The 20,527-nt window shown below is 57.0% G+C and carries 19 protein-coding genes; 4 read left to right on the top strand and 15 right to left on the bottom strand.

The annotated features are described in order from the left end of the window. Positions 1-296 precede the first annotated feature (296 nt). A complete protein-coding gene (locus tag AC5S16_RS06535; RefSeq protein WP_493929233.1) occupies positions 297-1,070 on the bottom strand; it encodes a DUF2461 domain-containing protein in 774 nt (257 codons plus the stop codon). Between the two features lie 64 nt (positions 1,071-1,134). On the opposite strand from AC5S16_RS06535, the gene AC5S16_RS06530 reads away from it, so the two are divergent. After that, complete coding sequence (locus AC5S16_RS06530) at positions 1,135-2,361, top strand: serine hydrolase domain-containing protein (RefSeq protein ID WP_493929232.1); 1,227 nt, start codon at positions 1,135-1,137, stop codon at positions 2,359-2,361. A gap of 15 nt (positions 2,362-2,376) precedes the next feature. Here the strand turns inward: AC5S16_RS06530 and AC5S16_RS06525 are convergent, their stop codons facing one another. The 13 genes from AC5S16_RS06525 to AC5S16_RS06465 form a co-directional block, all read right to left on the bottom strand. Then, positions 2,377-3,399, bottom strand: a complete 1,023-nt coding sequence (locus AC5S16_RS06525; protein ID WP_493929231.1) for an Ig-like domain-containing protein — start codon at positions 3,397-3,399, stop codon at positions 2,377-2,379. A gap of 288 nt (positions 3,400-3,687) precedes the next feature. After that, complete coding sequence (locus tag AC5S16_RS06520) at positions 3,688-4,620, bottom strand: hypothetical protein (RefSeq protein WP_493929230.1); 933 nt, start codon at positions 4,618-4,620, stop codon at positions 3,688-3,690. 120 nt (positions 4,621-4,740) lie between these two features. Further along, positions 4,741-6,495 (bottom strand): DNA primase, encoded by a 1,755-nt coding sequence (dnaG, locus tag AC5S16_RS06515; RefSeq protein ID WP_493929229.1) that lies wholly within the window; start codon positions 6,493-6,495, stop codon positions 4,741-4,743. A gap of 23 nt (positions 6,496-6,518) precedes the next feature. Further along, complete coding sequence (gene gluQRS, locus AC5S16_RS06510) at positions 6,519-7,373, bottom strand: tRNA glutamyl-Q(34) synthetase GluQRS (protein WP_493929228.1); 855 nt, start codon at positions 7,371-7,373, stop codon at positions 6,519-6,521. Further along, positions 7,370-8,095, bottom strand: coding sequence for an ATP-binding cassette domain-containing protein (locus AC5S16_RS06505; protein WP_493929227.1), 726 nt, complete (start codon positions 8,093-8,095; stop codon positions 7,370-7,372). The genes gluQRS and AC5S16_RS06505 overlap by 4 nt, the downstream gene beginning before the upstream one ends. A 191-nt stretch (positions 8,096-8,286) precedes the next feature. Continuing rightward, positions 8,287-10,158: an amidase gene (locus AC5S16_RS06500; protein ID WP_493929226.1), complete on the bottom strand. Its 1,872-nt coding sequence runs from the start codon at positions 10,156-10,158 to the stop codon at positions 8,287-8,289. Between the two features lie 189 nt (positions 10,159-10,347). Then, positions 10,348-12,183 carry an aspartate--tRNA ligase gene (gene aspS, locus AC5S16_RS06495; RefSeq protein WP_493929225.1) on the bottom strand — a complete coding sequence of 612 codons (1,836 nt, stop codon included), beginning with the start codon at positions 12,181-12,183 and terminating at the stop codon, positions 10,348-10,350. 83 nt (positions 12,184-12,266) lie between these two features. After that, positions 12,267-13,550: a histidine--tRNA ligase gene (gene hisS / locus AC5S16_RS06490; RefSeq protein WP_493929224.1), complete on the bottom strand. Its 1,284-nt coding sequence runs from the start codon at positions 13,548-13,550 to the stop codon at positions 12,267-12,269. 87 nt (positions 13,551-13,637) lie between these two features. Beyond that, positions 13,638-13,886: a hypothetical protein gene (locus AC5S16_RS06485; protein ID WP_493929223.1), complete on the bottom strand. Its 249-nt coding sequence runs from the start codon at positions 13,884-13,886 to the stop codon at positions 13,638-13,640. Beyond that, on the bottom strand, positions 13,883-14,293 hold the full coding sequence (locus AC5S16_RS06480) for a putative toxin-antitoxin system toxin component, PIN family (RefSeq protein ID WP_493929222.1): 411 nt from the start codon (positions 14,291-14,293) through the stop codon (positions 13,883-13,885). Before AC5S16_RS06480 ends, AC5S16_RS06485 begins: the two co-directional genes overlap by 4 nt. 51 nt (positions 14,294-14,344) lie before the next feature. After that, positions 14,345-14,869, bottom strand: a complete 525-nt coding sequence (locus AC5S16_RS06475) for a gamma carbonic anhydrase family protein (protein ID WP_493929221.1) — start codon at positions 14,867-14,869, stop codon at positions 14,345-14,347. 46 nt (positions 14,870-14,915) lie between these two features. Then, on the bottom strand, positions 14,916-16,370 hold the full coding sequence (locus tag AC5S16_RS06470) for a hypothetical protein (protein WP_493929220.1): 1,455 nt from the start codon (positions 16,368-16,370) through the stop codon (positions 14,916-14,918). Continuing rightward, positions 16,367-16,693: a PadR family transcriptional regulator gene (locus tag AC5S16_RS06465; protein WP_493929219.1), complete on the bottom strand. Its 327-nt coding sequence runs from the start codon at positions 16,691-16,693 to the stop codon at positions 16,367-16,369. Before AC5S16_RS06465 ends, AC5S16_RS06470 begins: the two co-directional genes overlap by 4 nt. A gap of 57 nt (positions 16,694-16,750) precedes the next feature. Here AC5S16_RS06465 and AC5S16_RS06460 point away from each other — a divergent pair, with 57 nt between their 5' ends. Beyond that, the gene (locus AC5S16_RS06460) at positions 16,751-17,539 is read left to right on the top strand and encodes an ABC transporter ATP-binding protein (protein WP_493929218.1); all 789 of its coding nucleotides are present in this window, start codon (positions 16,751-16,753) and stop codon (positions 17,537-17,539) included. After that, the gene (locus AC5S16_RS06455; RefSeq protein ID WP_493929217.1) at positions 17,532-19,313 is read left to right on the top strand and encodes a hypothetical protein; all 1,782 of its coding nucleotides are present in this window, start codon (positions 17,532-17,534) and stop codon (positions 19,311-19,313) included. Before AC5S16_RS06460 ends, AC5S16_RS06455 begins: the two co-directional genes overlap by 8 nt. A gap of 2 nt (positions 19,314-19,315) precedes the next feature. On the opposite strand, the gene AC5S16_RS06450 is transcribed toward AC5S16_RS06455, so the two are convergent. Further along, entirely contained in the window at positions 19,316-20,062 is a 747-nt protein-coding gene (locus tag AC5S16_RS06450) for a carbohydrate-binding family 9-like protein (protein ID WP_493929216.1), read from the bottom strand. 128 nt (positions 20,063-20,190) lie between these two features. Between AC5S16_RS06450 and AC5S16_RS06445 the strand changes: the two genes are divergently transcribed. Next, positions 20,191-20,523, top strand: coding sequence for a PadR family transcriptional regulator (locus AC5S16_RS06445; protein WP_493929215.1), 333 nt, complete (start codon positions 20,191-20,193; stop codon positions 20,521-20,523). Positions 20,524-20,527: the final 4 nt, after the last annotated feature.

The raw sequence follows: 20,527 nt of genomic DNA, 5'->3' as shown, positions 1-20,527 counted from the left end.
TCCGCCCTGGCGGATTTTCTCGCGCAATAGCGGGAAAACCCTGTATTCATGCGGCTCTCAAAAAAACCTACCGCCGTTTACCTTGCGACTTTTCGCAAGCTTTGTCAACGGCAAAAGCCCTGTTTCCACAGGTTTTTCCCGATTATTTCAGGTTTTTCCCTGATTTTATGCCTTTTTTATGGATTTTCCGCGATTTTTGACCAGAATCGAACACTCGGAAAGCCTTGCCAGCAGCGGTTGCGTGATGTTTCCGTGGAAGTGATTTGACGTAGTGTATTCCTTGCGGAAAGCGCCGTCTATACCAGTTTGAAGATGTATTGGCGCTTCTTTTCCACATCACGCCGGAAGGGCCGATTTAGGAAATCGACAATTGGCGCGGCCAGCCGGAAGCGCGTCACAATCTCCTTCACCAGCGTTTTTTTGAGTGCCGTTTCTCCCGGCAGCCGCGCCAGAACACCCCATTGCTGCTGTCGGATCAGGTTGATTCCCGGATGGTCTGCAGCAAAGCCCTTCGGCGGACGCGTGAGTGCGCGAACGTCCAGATCGAGGTCCATCAGCTTGCGCAGCTTCCGGTCATGCAAAAGACGCCGCAGCTCTTCATGGTGCTCAAGCAGTTGCATGCGGATGGCTAGCAACTGCTCGCGCTGCGGCATGTATATGCCGGCCGCAATCACAACTTCAGTCGGCGAGAAGTGAAAGTAAAATCCGCCGCCGGAAGTCTTCTCCAGCCCGACGCGCGTCCACCAGGCAGATACGTGTGTTTTATAGGGCGTCTTGTCTGCGGAAAAGCGTGTGTCGCGATAAATGCGCATTATGCTCTTCTCTGCTGGACGCACATGCGCTGGCGCAAAATCGGTCATTGCGTCTGTTACCTGGTTTATGACTGCCAGCATGGGGCGCTTTAGTTCGCGCTCGAAGATATCGCGCCTTGCCTGAAACCATTCACGCTTGTTATTGCGTTTGAGGCCGCGCAGAAACTTCATCGCCTCTTCGCTGAAGTATGGCTTGGCAGGCTCATGGTCGGCTAATTTGGAGATGGCCTTCGGCATATCCGCATTGTAATGGCGCATCGCGGTGGAAATGTTTTACTCACGAGCGATGGGTCTTTCAGTTTTGTAAGACCCTTGATTTTGTATGCTGCATCAGGCTGGCATCCTCTACAATCCGAGCATTACGACCATGCTCATTCCCAGTCGTTCTCTCTTCGCAGTTTGCCTCATCGCCTCATGCCTGGCAGCGCAGACAAAAGCGCCCGCCGCTTCGCAGGAAATCCGGTCGTTTTATGAATCAGGTCTGCGCCGCAATGGAATCGTCGGCAGCAGCCTCGCACTGGTTCGCGATGGCAAAGTCATCTTTCATGATTATTATGGCCGCCAGAGTGAAACGCAGGCCGTCGATGAAAACACGACGTATCACTGGGCATCAGTTACCAAGACATTTACCGGCATCGCCATCATGCAGCTGCGCGACCGTGGTCTGCTCTCACTCGACGATCCACTGATCAAGTACATTCCTGAGCTCGCCACCGTGCATGATCCCTTTGGCCCGGTTTCCGCGATCACCATCCGCGAGGCTATGTCGCACTCAAACGGATTCCGCGATGCGACCTGGCCCTGGCGCGATGCCGAGTGGCAGCCCTTTGAGCCGACACAGTGGTCGCAGATTGTCGCCATGCTGCCGTATACCGACGTAAAGTTCCTGCCAGGATCACGATTCAGCTACTCCAACTTGGCGATTGTTTTTCTTGGCGAAATCATCGAGCGCCTCTCCGGAGATCAGTACGAGGTCTACATGGATAAGAACATCTTCAAGCCGCTCGGCATGCACTGCACCTATTTCGACCGCAGCCCATATCATCTGCTGCAATACCGCTCGCACAGCTGGGATCTGAAAGACGGCAAGCTCACCGAAGACCCATTCGACTTCAACACGGGCATCACACGCTCGAACGGCGGCCTCAATTCACCAATCCCGGACATGCTTAAGTACATCGGCTTCCTGCTCGGCGATCCTGCGCATCAAGCCGAGTACGATGCCATACTGAAGCGATCTTCACTCGAAGAGATGTGGAAGCCTTTGCTGCCGGTTACGCCGGATGAAGACTTTCCTTCGCGCTCCGGAGCGCAGGATTTTGTTGCTGCAAGCTTTTTTGTGCACAAAGATGGCAATCTCACTCTGATCGGCCACCCCGGCTGGCAGAACGGATTCCGCAGCCAGATCAATCTCGATCCCGCAAGCCATAGCGCGTATATCGTGGCTTACAACACGGATGCTGAGGACGCAAAACAGAACACACGCAGCTTCAATATCGAGCTGCGCGATTACCTCATCGACCACTTCTTCCGCGGCGCTGGCAAATAGCCCGTGAAGCGCTAATTACTTGATCGTTACAGCAAGCGGCAGAGTGTGGGTTGTAACCTGGCCGCCGTTGTTCGAGTATGCCGTCACCGTCACGTTGTAAGAGCCGGCGGTGGTTCCGGGATTCGATGAAGGCGGATGATGCAGGTATCCATAGCGCTGCGAGCAGGCTGTCAGACCTGACATGCTGGCCAGCAGGAGCAGCGCCAGGCCCATAAGACGCAATCCTGAACGGCGGCGCAGGGCGCCAATTCCCACAAGGGCAAGCACTCCGGGAAAGACCAGGGCGTAGGCAATATGCGATGCATTGCCGCCGAAGGGAAGGCCTTCATTCAATCCTGAAGCAGCCGTGGTCTGGATCTGCAGGCTGCTGGTGACCGCTGCTCCTGATGAGGTCGGCGTAACGATCTGCGGTGTAAAGGTTGCCGTGCTCGCGTTCGGCAGCCCCGACACAGTCAGCGTGACCGACTGGGTAAAGAGATTGCTACTCGGAGTTATTGTGACCACTACTGCCCCATACTCGCCGGGAGTCAGCGAGAGGGAAGTCGGGTTCGCCGAGATGGAAAAATCCGGAAGCCCGGTCGTTGCGTCTGCTTGCACATTTGCGCTGGCCGATGCGGAGGCAGCGTGGCTGTCGCTTCCCAAATAAACAGCAGTGACCTGTTTTACGCCTGCAGGCAGCCCGTCCAGAGTGAGCGTAGCCGTGCCGTCCTGATTCACAAAGGCCGAGCCGAGCGATGTGTCGCCACTCATAATGCTGACCGTCCCGTCAGAGACAGCAGCGCCTGTGGGATCCTTCACCGTGACGGTCAGCGTAGTCTTCGCGTTGTCTTTTACGACAGAAAGGCTGGTGCGGGTGCCGATGGTTGCGAAGGTCTGGCTATGGGCCTGAGGAAGAACCAGAAGAAGAGCCAGCACTACGGCCAGATACGACCCGCGTGCGATGGCAGTTGTGAACTTCCATTTCCTGGTAAGGGGCGCCCAGACTGCGTGGTTTTCGCAGACTGAGGTGAAGATGCTGATGCGTGACTGCAAACTCATTCGTCCGGTTCTCTACCCTTTTTCAGCGGAAAATCTTCGTAATAGACAATTGTATCTGCGCGACGCAAAAACGGCGATGCCTGTCAGCGGACGCAAGTATTAGACGCTGGGGCTCTGAATTGGCAATATTCACATCAGTCCAATTTTGCGACCATACCAGCTCATAACCAGACTCGGCTCTTGAGGTCGTCAGAATGACGACCAGCAAAGCAGCAACGAGTTGCACGAAAGGCGGCGAAGCCGCGTCCGCCTGGGAGCCTGCCCTGAGCGAAGCCGAAGGGGCCAGTCCTACATGTTGGTGTGGCCGGCGCGCATTTCTTCGTTGAAGGATGGTTTGGTGATGTCGAGCGCGGCCTGGAGCTTGGCGTGGAACTCGTCGGTGAGCCCAGTCAATGCCGGAGTGGCTGCGGCATAATCGTCCGTCAGCGTGACCAGCCCCTGTTTTGCGAGGTCGGCAGCCATGCGGGCGAGTTCTTCGGGAGTGGTGTTCAGGTATTGCGCGTCGCGCGGATCGGCAATCCAGACCGGCTGGCTGTTTCCCAGAACTCCCGAGAGCCAGTAGGTCTTGAGCTTCAGGAATTCGAGGCGTGACTCGTCAGTCGTGTCCGTGAAAAAGAATTTTTTCTGCCAGCGGCTGTAGTAGCGCGTGGTCACAGGTACGGGCTGGCGGTTGCCGCTCTTGAGCAGTTCGAGTTGGCCCAGGTCGAAGGTCTTGCGGATGGCGTTGAAGATGAATGTTTCTGCGTAGGGCTGCTCAGGCGCGGGCACGATCTCGGCAAATGTAACTGTCATGCTTGCGGCGATCTTCGTGTGCAGCGGCGAGCCTGTGCCGTCTTCCAGATGCGCGACGCCGTGGACGATGTAGGTATCCGAGCCGGAAGTCGAGCGATGGAACGGCCAGCCGAATCCGCCAAGACTTAACGGCAGCCCTTCAAGCGTCACATACACATCCGGACGTGGATTGTGCAGGCGCTTGGCGGCCTCTCGCAGGTAGGAGGTCATCTCAGGCAGAAGCTCCGGCTTCTGGAAGTTGAAGGCATCGCTCAACTCAAGCTGTAATGTGCGCTCTGCCGGCGCATCGGGTGAAAGCGACAGCTTGAATTTTGCTGTGGGACGATTGCTGAAGTCTGTGCCTGCTTCTGCGGAAAGAACTGTTAGGCCAGCTTCATGCGCGGCCTTTTCGAGCATGGCGGTCAGGGCTGTTTCGAGGTTCGTGCTCATTGCCTATATTTTATAGGACTGGCCGTCCAGGCGTTCGCGGCTTCGCCGCCTCGATATGAGAGGCTTTAAGTCCTTCAATAAGGGAGATTTCATCGCTGATTCAAAATCAAATTTAGTGGATCATTCGCGAAGAGCACGATCAATAGCCAGCTTTTCCACCGTCAGTTTCACAAGCGATACACCGTCGCCCCGGCGCTCTGCTTCCGCAATCGCAGCCCGCAATTCGCGCTGCCGGCGTTGCAGGTAGCGATGCCTCAAAGTCTCCAGCGCAGCAGAAATATGCTCGGTGTCTAGCGGAGAGAGCTCGCCCATCAGCGTCTGTGCAAGCAGGCTGCGGCCTGCCGGGTCGTCGATCGTCTCCATTGGCTCCTGGGAGTTGCGATGTCGCAACTGCTTCAGGATCTGCGTGACGGCCATCCCTTCGAAGTGGGCCTCGTTCGCGTCCAATCCAGCAGCTGCCGCTTGAAAGGCAGAATCAGAAGGTGGCATAGCCAGAGCACGCAGAATCACTTTTTCTGCCTCGCTCACCGCGAGGGCTGCACTGGAGAGCGAATCGCGGCGTTTGGCGGCAGCCTGTTTTAGCTCTTCGCGCACCAACGCGGAATCAATGCCCAATTTCTGCGCGGCGTCTGCGGCAAACTCGTCGCGTCCAATGCGGTTCGGAACGCGCCGGATGTGCGGCAGAAGAAAATTGAGCGCCTTGACCTTCGCATCGGCGGTGATTGGCGGAAAGAGCTGCCGCGCCCGCTCGATCAGGTAATCGGAATGCCGCTTCGCTCCGCGCAGTGCCGAGAGATAGGCTGGTGTTCCATGCTCGCGGATATAGCGGTCAGGATCGAGCCCGCCTTCGAGCGTAACCACGCGTACTTCAAATCCTTCCTCTGTGAGCAGCGCGATGGATTTTTCTGCTGCATTCGCGCCCGCCGTATCGGGATCGAAGTTCACGATGACGCGCGTCGTATAGCGCGCGAGCAATCGGACCTGTGCTTCGGTAAAGGCCGTGCCACTGGTGGCGAGCACATTCTTCACGCCAGCCAGATAGGCGGAGATGCAATCCATCTGCCCTTCGACCAGTACAGCGAAACCGGTTTCGCGGATCGCCTGCCGCGCCTTATCGAGATTGAAGAGCACGTTGCCCTTGGAATAAAGCGGCGTCTCCGGCGAGTTGAGATACTTCGGGCCAGCCTTCTCTCCCGCCTCCAGCGCCCGTGCAGTAAAAGCAATCACGCGTCCCGATTCATTTGCAATAGGGAACGTGACGCGCTTGCGGAAGCGTGAGTAGAGCGGCCCGGGCGTGCCGTCTTCCTGCGGTTTAAAAGAAAAAAGCCCGGAAAGCCGCAGCGTCTCCTGGTCGGCCACGGAATGCAACCGCTCGCGCAGTGCATGAAACGAATCCGGCGCATAGCCGATGCGGAACTTCTGGATGTCCTCAGGCTTAAGTCCGCGACCGGTGAGATATTCCCGCGCCAGCGCACCTTCCGGCGAACGAAGCTGCTCCTCAAACCACACCGTTGCCAGTTCGTGCAATTCGAGCAGCTTGGCGCGCTGGCGGCCCTCCTGCGCCTCTTCTTCTGAAGAAAATTCACGCTTGGGTAGCGGAATGCCGCACTTCTGCGCCACAAAACGCACAGCCTCAGGGAAACTGACGTTCTCGATCTTCTGGATGAAGCTGAAAACATCTCCAGAAACGCCGCAGCCGAAGCAATGAAAGAACTGTCGCGTGGCATGCACGGAAAACGATGGCGACTTCTCTTTATGGAAGGGGCACAGCCCGCTGTAATTCTGCGCTCCGGCTTTTTTCAGGCGCACGTAATCGCCGATGATTTTGACGATATCGGCCTGCTGCTTTACCTGCTGTGCGAAGTCAGACGCCATCTGAACCTAAGACTAGAGTGTACTCAACCATGCAGGACAGCTGCGCTGAACATCGCGATGACATCTTCAGGCGACTTTCCCTGCTTGCGCAACGCCCGCAGCGAGAGCGCGTCGTGGCGCTTGGCCAGGCGCTGGCCTTGCGCATCGGCCATAAGCGGGCAATGGTACCAGGCTGGCGGAGTCAACCCCAGCGCGCGATACAGCAGAATCTGCCGCGCCGTGGAGCGCAGCAGATCGGCTCCACGCACAACTTCCGTAATGCGCATGGCTGCATCATCCACGACCACAGCCAGCTGATACGCAGGTACATCATCGCGCCGCCAGACGAGGAAGTCGCCAAAATCATGCCCGGCTATGTATCTCTCCGGGCCAAAATGACCGTCTTCAAAGCTGATTTCAAGGCCGTCCGGCACACGGAAACGCCAGTTCAGGCCGGCAGGAGACGAGGGAACGACAATTTTGCTCTCAGGACGGCAGGTTCCCGGATAGATCGGTTCGTCGTCCTCATCGTGCGGAGCCTGTGCACTCCGGACCAGGTCTTTGCGTGAACAGCGGCAAGGATACACAAACTGCGCCTCGACCAGCCTGCGCCACGCTTCCAGATAAAGTTCGCGCCGTCGGTTCTGCGCATATGGAGCATAAGCACCATCCACATCCGGCCCCTCTTGCCAGCGAATGCCGAGCCAGCGCAGGTCTGCGAGCATCGCTTCGGCATACTCGGGCTTCGACCGCTGCGGATCCAGGTCTTCGTTGCGCATCACGAGAGTACCGCCTGCCTCAACTGCGCGCTGGTAAGCCGTCCAGAAAGTGCGCGCATGTCCCAGATGCAGCAATCCTGTTGGCGACGGAGCAAGACGGCCGCGATAGATGGCGTTCAAATCCTGATCTCAGGCGTAGCTGAAATGAGCGTCCGCGTGTAGTCCTGTTGCGGTTTGCCGCAGATCTGATCGCGCGGTCCGTATTCAACCAGCTTTCCGCGCTGCAGCACGGCGATGTTCGTCGAAAGATAGCGCACCAGCGGCATCGAGTGCGAAATAAACAGGTACGTCAGCTGAAATTCGCGCTGCAGATCACGCAGCAGATTTACAATCTGCGCGCCTACGCTCACATCGAGCGCCGATACTGGCTCGTCCAGCACCAGCATTTCCGGCCTGAGCGCCAGAGCGCGCGCAATGTTGATGCGCTGCCGCTGCCCTCCGGAAAACTCATGCGGATAGCGATCGAGCACCGACTCATCGAGTCCGACGGAGCGCAACAATTCTGCTGATTTTGCCCGGAGATCATTTTTCGGTGCGGCTCGATGGATCACCAGCGGCTCAGCAACAATCTCAGAAACGCGCATGCGCGGATTGAGCGCGGCAAAGGGGTCCTGAAAGACAGGCTGCATCCGCCGGCGCAATGGCTGCAGGCTGCGCTGCATCGCGCCTGTAATGGATTGCCCGTCAAACATAACGCGACCGGATGATGGCTCAATCAGGCCCAGCACCATGCGCGCAATCGTGCTCTTGCCCGATCCAGATTCGCCAACCAGCCCAAGCGTCTCGCCGCGCTCGATAGTGAACGAGACATCGTCAACCACCAGCGCCTGCTCACTGCGCAATCCTTCACGCCTCAGATAGCTTTTCGAGAGATGCTCGACGGTAATTAGGGGCACGGTTAAAGGTTAGCGGAAGAACGGCCAGCGATGAAAACGGTCAGCTAAGAAACCGGATAGCTTTTGTTAGGTTTTAGCTAACCGCTTTTTAAGCTGACACGGCGAAGGGCGTGCCAACGCGAAGCGCTGTTTACTCCTTAGCTACCAGCCAGCTTTGGGTGCAATTTGTGGAAGCCGGTTGCATCCTGGTAGGCCTTGGCAAAGGCGCAGAGCTTCGCGTCCTGATAATGTCCACCGAGGAAGGTGATGCTCACCGGAGTGCCTGGACCGCCGATCGAGTCATCGTCCCCTGTGTCGATGCGCGGAGGAACAGGCGCGTCATTTCCCCGAATTCCATTGGGCACAATCACAGCGGGATGCCCGGTGAGATTAGTGACCGAGAGCTGCTTGCTGCTGGTGGAGGCGACAATGACATCCACCTGTTCGAACAGCTTTGACACCTCGCGAACCGCAAGCGTGCGCGCGCGGTTGGCCTGGATGTATTCGACCGCCGGATAAAAGCGCGAGGTGCGGAAGATGTTTGGCCAATCGCCTGCGCTCTGTTCGGTCAGTAATTTATCGTGGCCGCTCAGAGTCAGTTCATCGAAGGCCGCCGCGGCCTCGGCTGAGAGCAGCGGTGTTATCGCATCATAAGGAAGATCAGGCAGTTCGAGAGGAACAAGGTTCACACCCATCACTCGCAGCTTGTCCAGCGCTGCCTGGTCGTATTTCAGATCATAAGCACGTCGCGCGCGCCAGGCATTGGTGTCGCTTTGCTCTTTCTTCCGTTTCTTCTTTTCTTCTTCTGATAAGCCATCCAGAGACTTCTCATCCAGCGTTTCCGGATTCTTCGGCGGCTCAAAATCTTTCTTGAGGTATCCCACACGCAGCGTTTTCCAATCGAGCTCCGCATCCCAGTTGAACGCGGCATCTCGCGCGGCCAGGTCCTGCCCATCCGGGCCGTAGATGGCATGCATAACGATGGCGCAGTCTTCCACCGCGCGGCAGATCGGGCCCAGTTTGTCCATCGTCCAGCTCAGGGCCATGGCTCCGGTGCGTGGCACAAATCCAAATGTAGGCCGCAGGCCGGTTGCGCCGCAGCGCGTCGAAGGCGATGCGATGGAGCCCAGCGTTTCTGATCCGATGGAAAAGGCCACGCAGCCTGCAGCCGTAGATGAGGCCGAGCCGGCTGAAGAGCCGCTTGATCCCTGCTTCGGATTCCACGGATTGCGCGTCCGTCCTCCGAACCACTTATCGCCCATGGCTAGGGCGCCGAGCGTCGTCTTGGCAATCAGCACAGCGCCAGCCGCATCGAGGCGCTTGACCACAGTCGCGTCTTCGTCAAATGACTGCTTCTCAAATCCGCCCGCACCCCAGGTCGTCGGATAGCCCTTCACGGCAAGCAGGTCCTTCGCTCCCCAGGGAAGCCCGTGCAATGGTCCGCGATATTTTCCTGCAGCAATCTCTGAGTCAGCCTCCCGCGCATGCGCAAGAGCGCGCTCTTCCGTGATTGTCACCACAAAATGCAAGACTGGGTCGTATCGCTTGAGCCGCGTGATGTACATCTCGGTCAGATTAGTTGACGAAATCTTTTTTCGGCGCACAAGATCGCCAAGCTTAACAACAGAAGCAAAAGCCAGCTCTTCAAGATTGGCAGTGGCGGTCACAACTGCAGGGGCCTTACTGTAGCGTGGTTCGCGCCTTTCCGTATCGACCTTTGCTCCCGGAGGCAGCGGATCGAAAACATAAGCAGGCGGCACGCTGTTCGGCAGATGCAGTTTGCGAATTGCATCGTAGGAGTTGCGCTGATCATTCAAGCCGTCGAGCATCATCTGCTTCTGCTCGGGAGCAAGAGTGATTCCCGCCAGCGTCGCGGCCTGGTCGACCATCTCCGGAGTGATCTTTGCCGGCTCAATGCCGTCGGGTGTTTCCGCCCGCGCCGCCAGTGTATAAAGCGCTCCGGGAAAAAGCGTGGAAGCCAGACCGAGCTGGCCGCAGGTGGAGAGGAATGCGCGACGGTCAAGCGCCATGGAAAACCTCTTTTCGCAATAACTGGAAACGGCAGTATATCCAGCTTTCTCTGAAAGAGGGCAGAAATAAACGCCGAAAGATTATTCTTTCGGCATGGCGAAAATCCTGATTTGCGAGGACCACAATCTGAACCGGGAATCAGCGCACCGCTTTTACGATGCGCTGGGATTTGAGCATCACGGTTACAGCTATGACTTCAGCACTGTCCGGATATGTAACTCCTTCAGTTGCGAATCGCTGACCGGAGTTGGTGCATCGACCATCAGGTCGATGGCCTTGGCCGTCTTGGGGAAGGCGATAACTTCGCGCAGGCTGCTTGCGCCGGCAAGGAGCATCACCAGGCGGTCAAGGCCGAGCGCAATGCCGCCATGCGGAGGCGTTCCGTACTGCAGTGCGTCCAGGAAGAACCCGAAGCGCTCCTTCGCCTCTTCCTCTGACATGCCGAGCGCGCGGAAGATCTGCTGCTGCACGTCCTGCCGGTGAATACGAATCGATCCCGAGCCAAGCTCGAGCCCGTTCAGCACAATGTCATAAGCCAGAGCGCGTACGGCTTCCGGGTCGGACTCCATGCGCCCGGCCTTCAGGTCATCCTCATGCGGCGAGGTGAAGGGATGATGGGCGAAGGTCCAGGCCTTTGTCTCCTCGTCCCACTCGAAGAAGGGGAAATCGGTGACCCAAAGGAATCTGTAATCGTCGGCGGTACCTTTTTTTACGAAGGCTCCGTGCTCGTCCTGGAAGCGCTTTGCCAGATCGAGGCGGACCTGGCCTGCCTTCTTATAGAGCCACAGATGGTCTTTGGCCGGGGCGGTCGTCCCGACGCGCGGCGACAGGACGACGAGCCGGTTTTCTGGCTCGACCCGATCAAGCCCGCAGTTCCTGGCCGCGGCGCTGTCAATGCGCTGCGCCAGAGCCGCGTACTGCGGACTCTTTTCCAGGCGGCGCACGTCGAGAAACGCAAGATCGGGACCGGCTGCCGTGTCCATTTCCTGAGCAAACGCCTTCCTCTGCGTGTTGCTCATCTCCGTCTGGCCCGGAATGACAATGGCGAGGATCGGCAGCCCCGCTTCGATCTTCAGAGACGCCAGTTCCTCCGCAGTGAATACATCGCGGACATCAGTCAAGGGGGGAAGGCGCAGGTCAGGTTTATCAATGCCATAAAGGCGGATGGCATCGTCGTAGGTCATGCGTGGGAACGGAGTGCTGATCTTCTCGCCCGCGACCTCAAAAGCGGCTTTCAGAAAGCCTTCGACCACGCGGAAGATCGTCTCCTGCTGCGGGAAAGTCATTTCGAGGTCGATCTGCGTGAACTCCGGCTGGCGATCAGCGCGCAGGTCTTCGTCGCGGAAGCAGCGTGCAATCTGGAAGTAGCGGTCGAAACCGGAGATCATCAGAATCTGCTTGAAGAGCTGCGGCGACTGCGGCAGCGCATAAAACATTCCCGCATGCACGCGGCTCGGCACCAGGTAATCGCGCGCGCCCTCGGGCGTCGATCGCGTCATGAACGGAGTTTCGATCTCAAAGAAATTCTGTTGCGACAGATACTCGCGCACTGCCAGCGTGACCTTGTGACGCACTTCGAAGTTGTGTTGCATTTCAGCGCGGCGCAGGTCGAGATAGCGGTACTTCAGCCGCACCTCTTCATTGACGATTGCATCTTCAGCCGGTGAAAACGGCGGAACCTTCGCGTCATTGAGAATGCGAATCTCATCCGCGACAACTTCGATCTCGCCGGTCGCCATCTTGGGATTGATGACATCCTTGTCGCGCAGACGCACCTTGCCGATGGCCGCGATCACATACTCAGACCGCGCCTGCTCCGCCTTCGCATGTCCGGCAGGGCTCAGGTCCTTATCGAGAACGACCTGCGAAATGCCATAGCGGTCGCGCAGATCAAGAAAGATGAGGTTGCCGTGGTCGCGGCGGCGGTTGACCCATCCCAGCAGAACAACAGATTTGCCTGCGTCCTGAGCGCGAAGCTCGCCGCAGGTGTGTGTGCGTTCGAGTGTTCCCAAAAAATCGAGCAATGTATAGTCCCTTAGCTCTTGCGAGCGTAACTTCTCAATCTTGTCATTCTGAGCGTAGCGAAGCGCAGTCGAAGAACCTGCTTTTACTTCGCCCCAAGCACGGATGCCAGCTCTGCGCGCGGCACTTTTGTCTGCTCACCCGAAGCGAAGTCCTTCACAGTCAAGATACCGGATTTGAGCTCATCCTCGCCGAGCAGCACAATCTTTCGCGCCAGCTTGTTTCCCATCTCGAATGATTTCTTTAAACGGAATGCCCCATCACCCAGCTCGATGCGCAATCCATTGCGCCGCAGCTCGCGCGCCAGCTCCAGTGCAGCAGGATTCAGCGTTTCCCCAAGCGGCGCGATATAGGCATCAGCCAGAACAGTCTGCTGCACGGCCTGCGCTTCGAGCGTGAGAATAAGCCGGTCAGCGCCCATGGCAAAGCCAATGCCCGGAGCCTTCGGCCCTCCAATCAGCTCCGACAGGCCGTCGTAGCGTCCGCCTCCGAGCAGCGCATTCTGCGCGCCCAGCCCGCCATGCGTGAACTCGAAAGTCGTGCGCGTGTAGTAATCAAGCCCGCGCACCAATCTCGGATTCACTTCGTACTTCACCCCACAGGCATCGAGTGCCGCGCAGACAGCGGCAAAGTGCGCCTTCGAATCCTCATCGAGATAATCCGCAATCTTCGGCAGCTTTTCGATGATCTCCTGATCGTTCGGGTCCTTCGAATCGAGCACGCGCAGAGGATTGGTCTCTGCCCGCCGCTGGTTGTCGGTGCTCATCAGATGCTTGACCGGAGCCAGCGCCTCGCGCAGCGCAGCAACATAGCGCGGGCGATCTGTTGCCGACCCGACAGAATTGATTTCGAGCCGCCAGCCTGTGATGCCCAGCTCATCGAGCAGCGTGGCCAACATCTCCAGCACTTCCGCATCGCGCAGTGGCGACTCCGAGCCCGCGCTCGGCGGCCCGATCACCTCAGCGCCAATCTGATAGAACTGCCGGTAGCGTCCCTTCTGCGGGCGCTCGCGCCGGAACTGCGGTCCGATGTAATAGAGCTTCTGCAGCAGCCCCGTCTCGCCCAGCTTGTGCTCGATGTAGGCACGAACGACGCCCGCAGTATTTTCCGGCCGCAGCGTGAGTGATTGCGACTTCTCTGACTGCGCACGTGCGCGGTCTTCCCACGTGTACATCTCTTTTGAGACGATGTCGGTCTCTTCGCCCACGCCGCGCGCAAACAGTTGCGTGTCCTCAAAAACAGGTGTGCGGATTTCTCCAAAGTTGTACCGCGCAAAGACACGCCGTGCCGTAGCTTCAACTTTGTTCCATAATTCGGTTTCAGACGGCAGTAAATCCCGCGTGCCGCGAACGGCTTTCAATGTGCTCATCTTGTAGATTGGCCTAATTCTTAGATTAACAGGGGGCTGCGCAGCCTCGCGTCGTGCTTCTGCCTGGCGCGAGAAGCGATTGGTAAATTATTCGATTTCGTCGCCAGGCAATGGCTTTACATCGGGAGCGTTGCGCAAGAGTTTTAGGAATGCGCTCTTGTTGCCTTTATTCGCGCGCCGCGCAAAGAATTCCGCCGCAGTCTCTGCTACACCGACTTTTTCCGCAACTGCCACAGCAATCCATTGATTCAAAGAAACGCCATCCTCTTTGGCCAATTTTTGTGCGGCCTTCTTAATGGAAATAGGTAGTTTCAGCGGATAGGTTGCTTTGCTCATGATCGCATCCTCTCTAATAATTCGGCGGGACGCATAATCTTCAGGCGAAAGCGCTGCTGGGCCGCAGCGAAGTCTCGAATATTATGCGTAACAATTGCATCTGCCATCCCGTTGATTGCTGTTTCAAGAACAATTTCGTCTGACGGGTCGGGAAGTTGAGGCCGCCAGCGAAAATGAATCTCAATGGGTTTCGCTAATGCTGCAACCCAGGAGAGAAATTCTTCTACATAAGTTGCTGAGAGACGATGTTCTGCTCTCAACAAAACCTCCTCGTATTCTAAAAAGAGTGGAGGGCTAATCAGCATTGTTATGTGGTTGGCATATACCTCTTGCAACAACGCATTTGACGCTCCGTTTCGGCTTCGAAGCCCAGCCACCAGCACCGAGGTGTCGAATACTATTCGCACATCTTAAAATATCATGAGACATCCCATGGGATGTCTCATCGGTGGCCATGTTCACTTCCAGTTCTTCTGCTCTTCGAGATAAATCTTCGTGTAATCCAGATAATTCCTCGCGTACTTCAGAATCAGTTCGCGGTCATCAGGCGTAAGCTCGCGCCGCACCTTGCCCGGAACGCCTGCCACCAGCGACTTCGGTGGAATGACAGTATGTTCCGGAATCACAGCGCCTGCTGCAATGATCGATCCTTCGCCGATACGCGCATTGTTCAGAATCACAGCGCCCATGCCGATCAGGCAGGCGTCTTCCACTACGCAGCCGTGAACTGTCGCATTGTGTCCGATGGTCACGTAATCGCCCACAATTACCGGATACACATAGCGCATGCCGTGCAGTACAGCACAATCCTGAATGTTGGAATGTGCGCCGACGCGGATCGAGTTCACATCGCCGCGCACCACGGCATTCATCCACACACTCGAGTGCTCGCCCAGCGCAACATCGCCCAGCACCTGCGCCGAGATATCGACATAGCAGCTCTCCGGAATCACAGGCGTATGTCCCTGGTAAGAACGGATCATCGTTTAACTTCCTTTGTTCTTTCAGTGTAGAGCGGTGAGGAGCCTTCTATGAAGCGCGCAGCGCCGCTTCCGGCCGGAAGATAGGCCTCCATGAGGGGTCGAGATACAGCCAGCGCTGTGTGCTGAACCAGCTGGTGGGGATTTCCGGAACGTGCAGCAGGCCGTGTCCCACAACGCAGATCAGCTCTGTGCCGTTCCATGCAAGGAAGTTCCTCGTCGGCTCCCCGACGTGGACGGGATTTCGCAGGACCTGCAAACAAACCGGGCAGCGTCTCCGCTGGTCGCGCAGGATCCACCGCAGGGCCGCAAGCATTCCTGCAAACGACAGGCATAATTGCAGGCACTGCGACGATTCCAGATGCATCGCCGGAGATAAGTATGAAAGATCGAGCGACGCAAAATAGACCACAGGCACAACCAGCGTGAGCTTCGTCGTCAAAAATATCCAGCGCCGCAGATAAATCGACCACGGCTGCTGCTGCGGATGAACCGGATACTCGCCAAGTGGAAGAGAAGTGGTTGCCGGCAGCGCAAGCAGCGCGAGCATGAAAGGGAAGAGGAACGCCATCAGAGGCTGTCGCGCCAGTTCATCTACGGAAACACAGGCAAAGCTGTCGTAGCCTCCGCCTTCGTTCGGCACCAGCATGCGCCAGTTTCCATCCGGCTGCTCTTTGGTGATTGCGGATTGCATGCGGGCCACAGCAAAGCCCTGCATGGAGAGAGAAAATTTGCCGGGCCTGTCAGCGCCTTCAAGAAGCCACGCGTCAGCCTTGCCAGGAAGCCGCCAGGCATCCGGCTTGGCGATTCCTACGACGACTGCCTTTTCTCCCATCACAAAAACCGTGCGGCCAGCAAGGTGCGGATCAGCATGGAAATATCTGTGCCAGGCCACATCGCTCAGAACAAGCTTTGATACGCCTTCAGAAAGCGAGGAGGATACGGGAAAGCGTGGAGTATCGAGCACGCTCAGAAGATTGCCAGTCGCGTGCACGATAGAAAGTTCTGCCGTTGCGCCATGGCCGGCGTGGATCTGTTTCTGCACGATCTGGTAGTAGGCCAGGCTGCTGAAGATATGCCGCGCATCTTTCTTCCATCGCAGATATTCATCCACACCGACTTTGGGACACCAATCCTGAGTACTCTTATCGGGGGAAACAACCACCAGGTCATGGGCATCGTTATATGGCAAGGGAAGCAGCAGCGTGCGCGTTCCGGGCAACAGAAATGCAATTCCGGCTGCGGCCATGCCCATCAACAGAAGGAGTGAAAGGCAACGCACAGGCGAGCGAAAGGGATGAATTCTTTTGTGGCGAATCAGCCCGTGCACAGCAAGATGAAAGGCATCCTGAAAAGCTCCTGCAACAAAGGCCGCTGTCTGCCGCTGCGTTGTTTTGCTACGAACATGACACAGCTCAGCAGTCCATTCCTTCAGCCATTCGAAGCGCTCATCCTCAGGCACCATCCAGGAGGCACAGTGCAGCGCGAGATACATGCCAATCATGCGTGCTCCACCTCGGTCTGCGGAATCAGTTTTTCAAGCAATGGATAGCGTTTGAGCGAGGCATCGAGAGTCGTCTTGCCCGCGCGGGTGAGTTTGTAATACTTGCGCGGAGGCCGCTGCTCCGCTGTTGCGATAGACTCAGACTCCCACTTGGATTGAATCAGCCCGTCACGCTCCAGACGGCGCATGGCCGGATAGACCGTGCCGCTCGGCAGTCCGGTCATTTCCATCACGCTGAAGCCATAGATATAGCCGGCGCTGATGGCACGCAGGATCATGGCGGCGGTATGCGAAAGTCTCGGGTCAGAACCCATGCGCGGCATTATACCTATGTAGCATGCTACTTGACGAGCCAATGAGTAGTTTGCTACATAGGGTGCATGCAAACTGCGCCTGTCCTCGAATTGCAGAACATCACCAAGCGCTACCGCAGCATTCCCGCGGTCGAAGACGTGAGCTTCCAGCTGGCCGCGGGCGAAATCGCCGGCTACCTCGGCCCGAATGGCTCTGGAAAATCGACGACGGTGAAGATCATCACCGGCATGGTTCGGCCGAATACCGGCAAAGTGCTTTTCCAGGGGAGATCGATTCACGATGACCTGGTGCGCTATCGCGCGGCACTCGGCTACGTGCCGGAAGAGGCACATGTGTATACGCATCTGTCAGGGCTCGAATATCTACAGCTCATCGGACGGCTGCGGGGGATGACAGAAAAGCTGATCGCGCTCAAAGCCAACACCATGCTCAAGCTGCTGGCGCTCGATTCCTGGCGCTATTCACCGATCTCCTCCTACTCCAAGGGCATGAAACAGCGTGTTCTCATCGCAGCAGCTCTCATGCATAACCCGCAGCTGCTGATCTTCGATGAGCCGCTTTCCGGGCTCGATGTGGTGTCCGCGCGTCTCTTCAAAGATCTGCTTACAGTGCTCGCCGCCGAGGGCAAAGCTGTCCTCTACATCTCGCATGTGCTCGAAGTCGTGGAGCAGGTCTGCAGCCGCGTCATGGTCATTGCCAAAGGGCACATTCTAGCCAATGCCGCGCCATCAGAACTGACGCAGCTCATGCAGCTGCCCAGTCTCGAAAGAGTCTTCGCGCAGCTGGTCGAGCAGCAGGACACGAAGGCAGTCGCAAATGAAATGGTCGAAGTGATGAAGGCAAACCATGCTTAGCATACTTTCAGAACCCCCTGTGCTCTCGTTGGAAGTGCAGGCAAATGCCGCTCAGAAAGAAATCGTGCGCATGAATCGCTTCGCTGTTCTCGCTGCGCACTTCTTCCGGCGGTTCTTCGATAATCCGCTGACCTCGCTTGATGGCGAGAACAGCGTGCGCGTCATCCAAATACTCTGCGCCATCGCCGTACCTGGGCTGATGTTTGCAATGTCTCTGATCCCATCGTATTTCAGGTTTCCGCCGCCTATTCCGGCTCCGCCACGCGGGTTCTGGCCGCGCGTAAGCGACCACTATTTTTATGTGATGTATACGGCTGTAGTTACGGGGGCAGCCACGGTCTTCGAGTGGGACATGCTCTTCCCTGACAAGATCGATGTTCTTGTCATGACGTCGCTGCCGGTTGCGGCGCGCAAGCTTTTTGCGGCAAAGATCACTTCACTCATCGCCTTTCTGGGCTTATTCCTGGCCGGGAGCAGCATATTGGGCGCAATTTTTCTGACGGCCATCGCAGACGAGCCCAGCTTCTTCCGCCATCTTGCAGCCTATGTCGTCGCCGTGGCCGCGAGCGGAAGCTTTGCCGCAGCATTCTTCATCGCGCTCGAAGGCATTTTGATGACTCTCCTGGGAGAGCGAATCTTCAGATGGATTTCATCAACGCTTCAGGCGCTTGCGCTTGCTGTGTTGCTGATCGTACTCTTCCTTTTTCCTCTTCTGTCCCATGAGCTGCGGGTTCTCCTGCCGTCGGGCAGTCATGCGATTCAGTATTTTCCGCCATTCTGGTTTCTGGGGTTTTACCAACTGCTCCTCCAGGGAGCATCGGCGCTGCCTGTTTTCCACTCATTAGCGAAGACTGGCATTCTGGCCTGGCTTGTGGTCGTCTCGATCGCGTGCCTCACCTACCCGCTTGCATACCGCAGGCGGACACGCAGACTGATCGAAGGATTTGTTTCAAAGAACAGCCGCAACTGGCTGGCAGAGGTAAAGAACAAGATCCTTCACTCAACTATCCTCCATCGGCCTGCGCAGCGGGCGGTCTACCACTTCATGACCCAGACGCTGAAGCGCGCGCCGCAGCACCGCGTCTATCTGTCGATCTATGCGGGAATCGGATTGGCGCTCATCATCGCCGGCACTGTAGCCTTCCAGCCGGGCAACGGGCCGGTCAGACTGGCGCTCTCAGAAAGAGGCCTGCATACCGCTGTGCCGCTCGCAGCCTTCTGGCTGGTCATTGGATTTAAAGCTGCCTTTACGGTTCCTTTTGAGCTGCCGGCCAACTGGCCTTTTCACGTAATCGGTATACGCCCGGATTGCGAACACATTGCCGCGACACAGCGTTGGACGCTTCTGCGTGTGCTTTGTGTCACCACAGCGCTCGTTTTTCTCGGAGCGATGCTTCATCCAGCCGCGCTCGGAAATCTACGTGTGATGATAGCCCGCTTGCTGGTCGCGCAGGGAATCAGCCTGCTGCTGGTCGACGGATTTTTTCTACGATTTATGACCGTGCCTTTTGCCGCGCCGCTCGCGTATTCAAAGCAGAATATCGCCTTCGCAATCGCGGGCTTTCTTTTGCTCTTTCCGGAATATATTGATACCGCTGTAAGCGCTGAAGCCTGGATACAACGAAGCGCCGCCCGACTGGTCATCGCTGCAGCATGCATCGCAGTCCTTCACCTTGGCCTTCAATACCAGCAGCGCCGACTGATCCATGAGCGCGCAAGTCTGCCGCAGGACTTCGATCTCGAGGAATTTCCCCAGCGCCTCGGCCTGTCGTGAATCTAGCGAAAGTGCAGATAGCCCCAGCGTTCAGGGATGTGCATGTTGATAACGCCCTGCGGTGACCAGACCCAGTTGTCTTCCTTCGGTTGACCTGCCTTCCACTCCACGCGGCTGAAGTTGGCGCGCCACACCGTACCTGGCTGCGGATGCGGTACATTCTGGCGCGAGGCAAAGGCATCCAGAGGATAAGCAATCTCGATCGTCCATCCCTGGTCGGTGTCGCCGGGATTATTGATCGTCCCCTGTACCGCGACAGCCGTCTTCAGCCCGGCGATGTCCCAGCTGTTGTCCGCTTTGCCGCCCTGGTTGTAGGGCCTATTCAGGAAAAGGTCCCAGCCAGTGTTGAATGCGTTGATCTCGAATTCGTAGTAGTTCTCTGTGTCCGGCAGTGGCTTGATGAAGACTTCAAAGTCGTTGTCATGAAAGATGACGGAGTCATGCTGGCGCAGCGTGGCCGTCACATTCGGTTCCTGCAGTTCTGCTCCGATATAGAGATACTTGTCATCCCACAACATCTTTATGCGTGTCCGAAAGCGCGGCGTCGGCTTGACCGCGCCCTCGATATCGACAAAATCAGTCGTCCACGGCGCTTTTTTCCAGGCAGAATCATCGAGCTTCCCATCAATGTGGATAGGCGTTGTGGTGCGGTAGCAGTCATAGGACAATGGCGTTGATTGCGTGTTTTGCGCAGTCGCGGAAAAAGCCATCAGCGCTCCCAGGCAGAGCAGGTTCAGGGGTCGGATCATCGGCAGGTCTCTGTATGCATCTTGTTGCATTTCCTTTCGGAAGGCAACTCGATGCCTCACGCAGCTTCCTATTGACAATCTGCAGGAGAAAGTCGAGACTCATATAGTCATTCGATAGGTTTAATGAAATGAGCGCAAAACAGACAAACCTCCTGCAGGGCACACTCGACCTGCTGATCCTCAAAGCCCTGGGTACAGGAGAACTCCACGGCCTGGGCATTTCGCGGCGCATCGAGCAGATCACGCAGGGGACATTCCTTGTCAAGCCCGGCTCGTTGTTTCCAGCGCTGCACCGCATGGAAGAAGCAGGCTGGCTGAGTGGGTTCTGGGGCGAATCGGAAAATAGCCGTCGCGCAAAATATTACCGGCTTACGAAGGCAGGCAAAGCGCAGCTCGAAGTAGAAAAAGCGCAATGGACAAAAATAGCCCTCGCCATGACCAACGCTTTGAAGGCGATATAGAGGT

The sequence above is a fragment of the Acidobacterium sp. FHG110202_01 genome, from assembly GCF_059115305.1.
The sequence above is the reverse complement of the archived record's forward strand: the minus strand, read 5'-3'. Positions and strand labels throughout refer to the sequence as shown.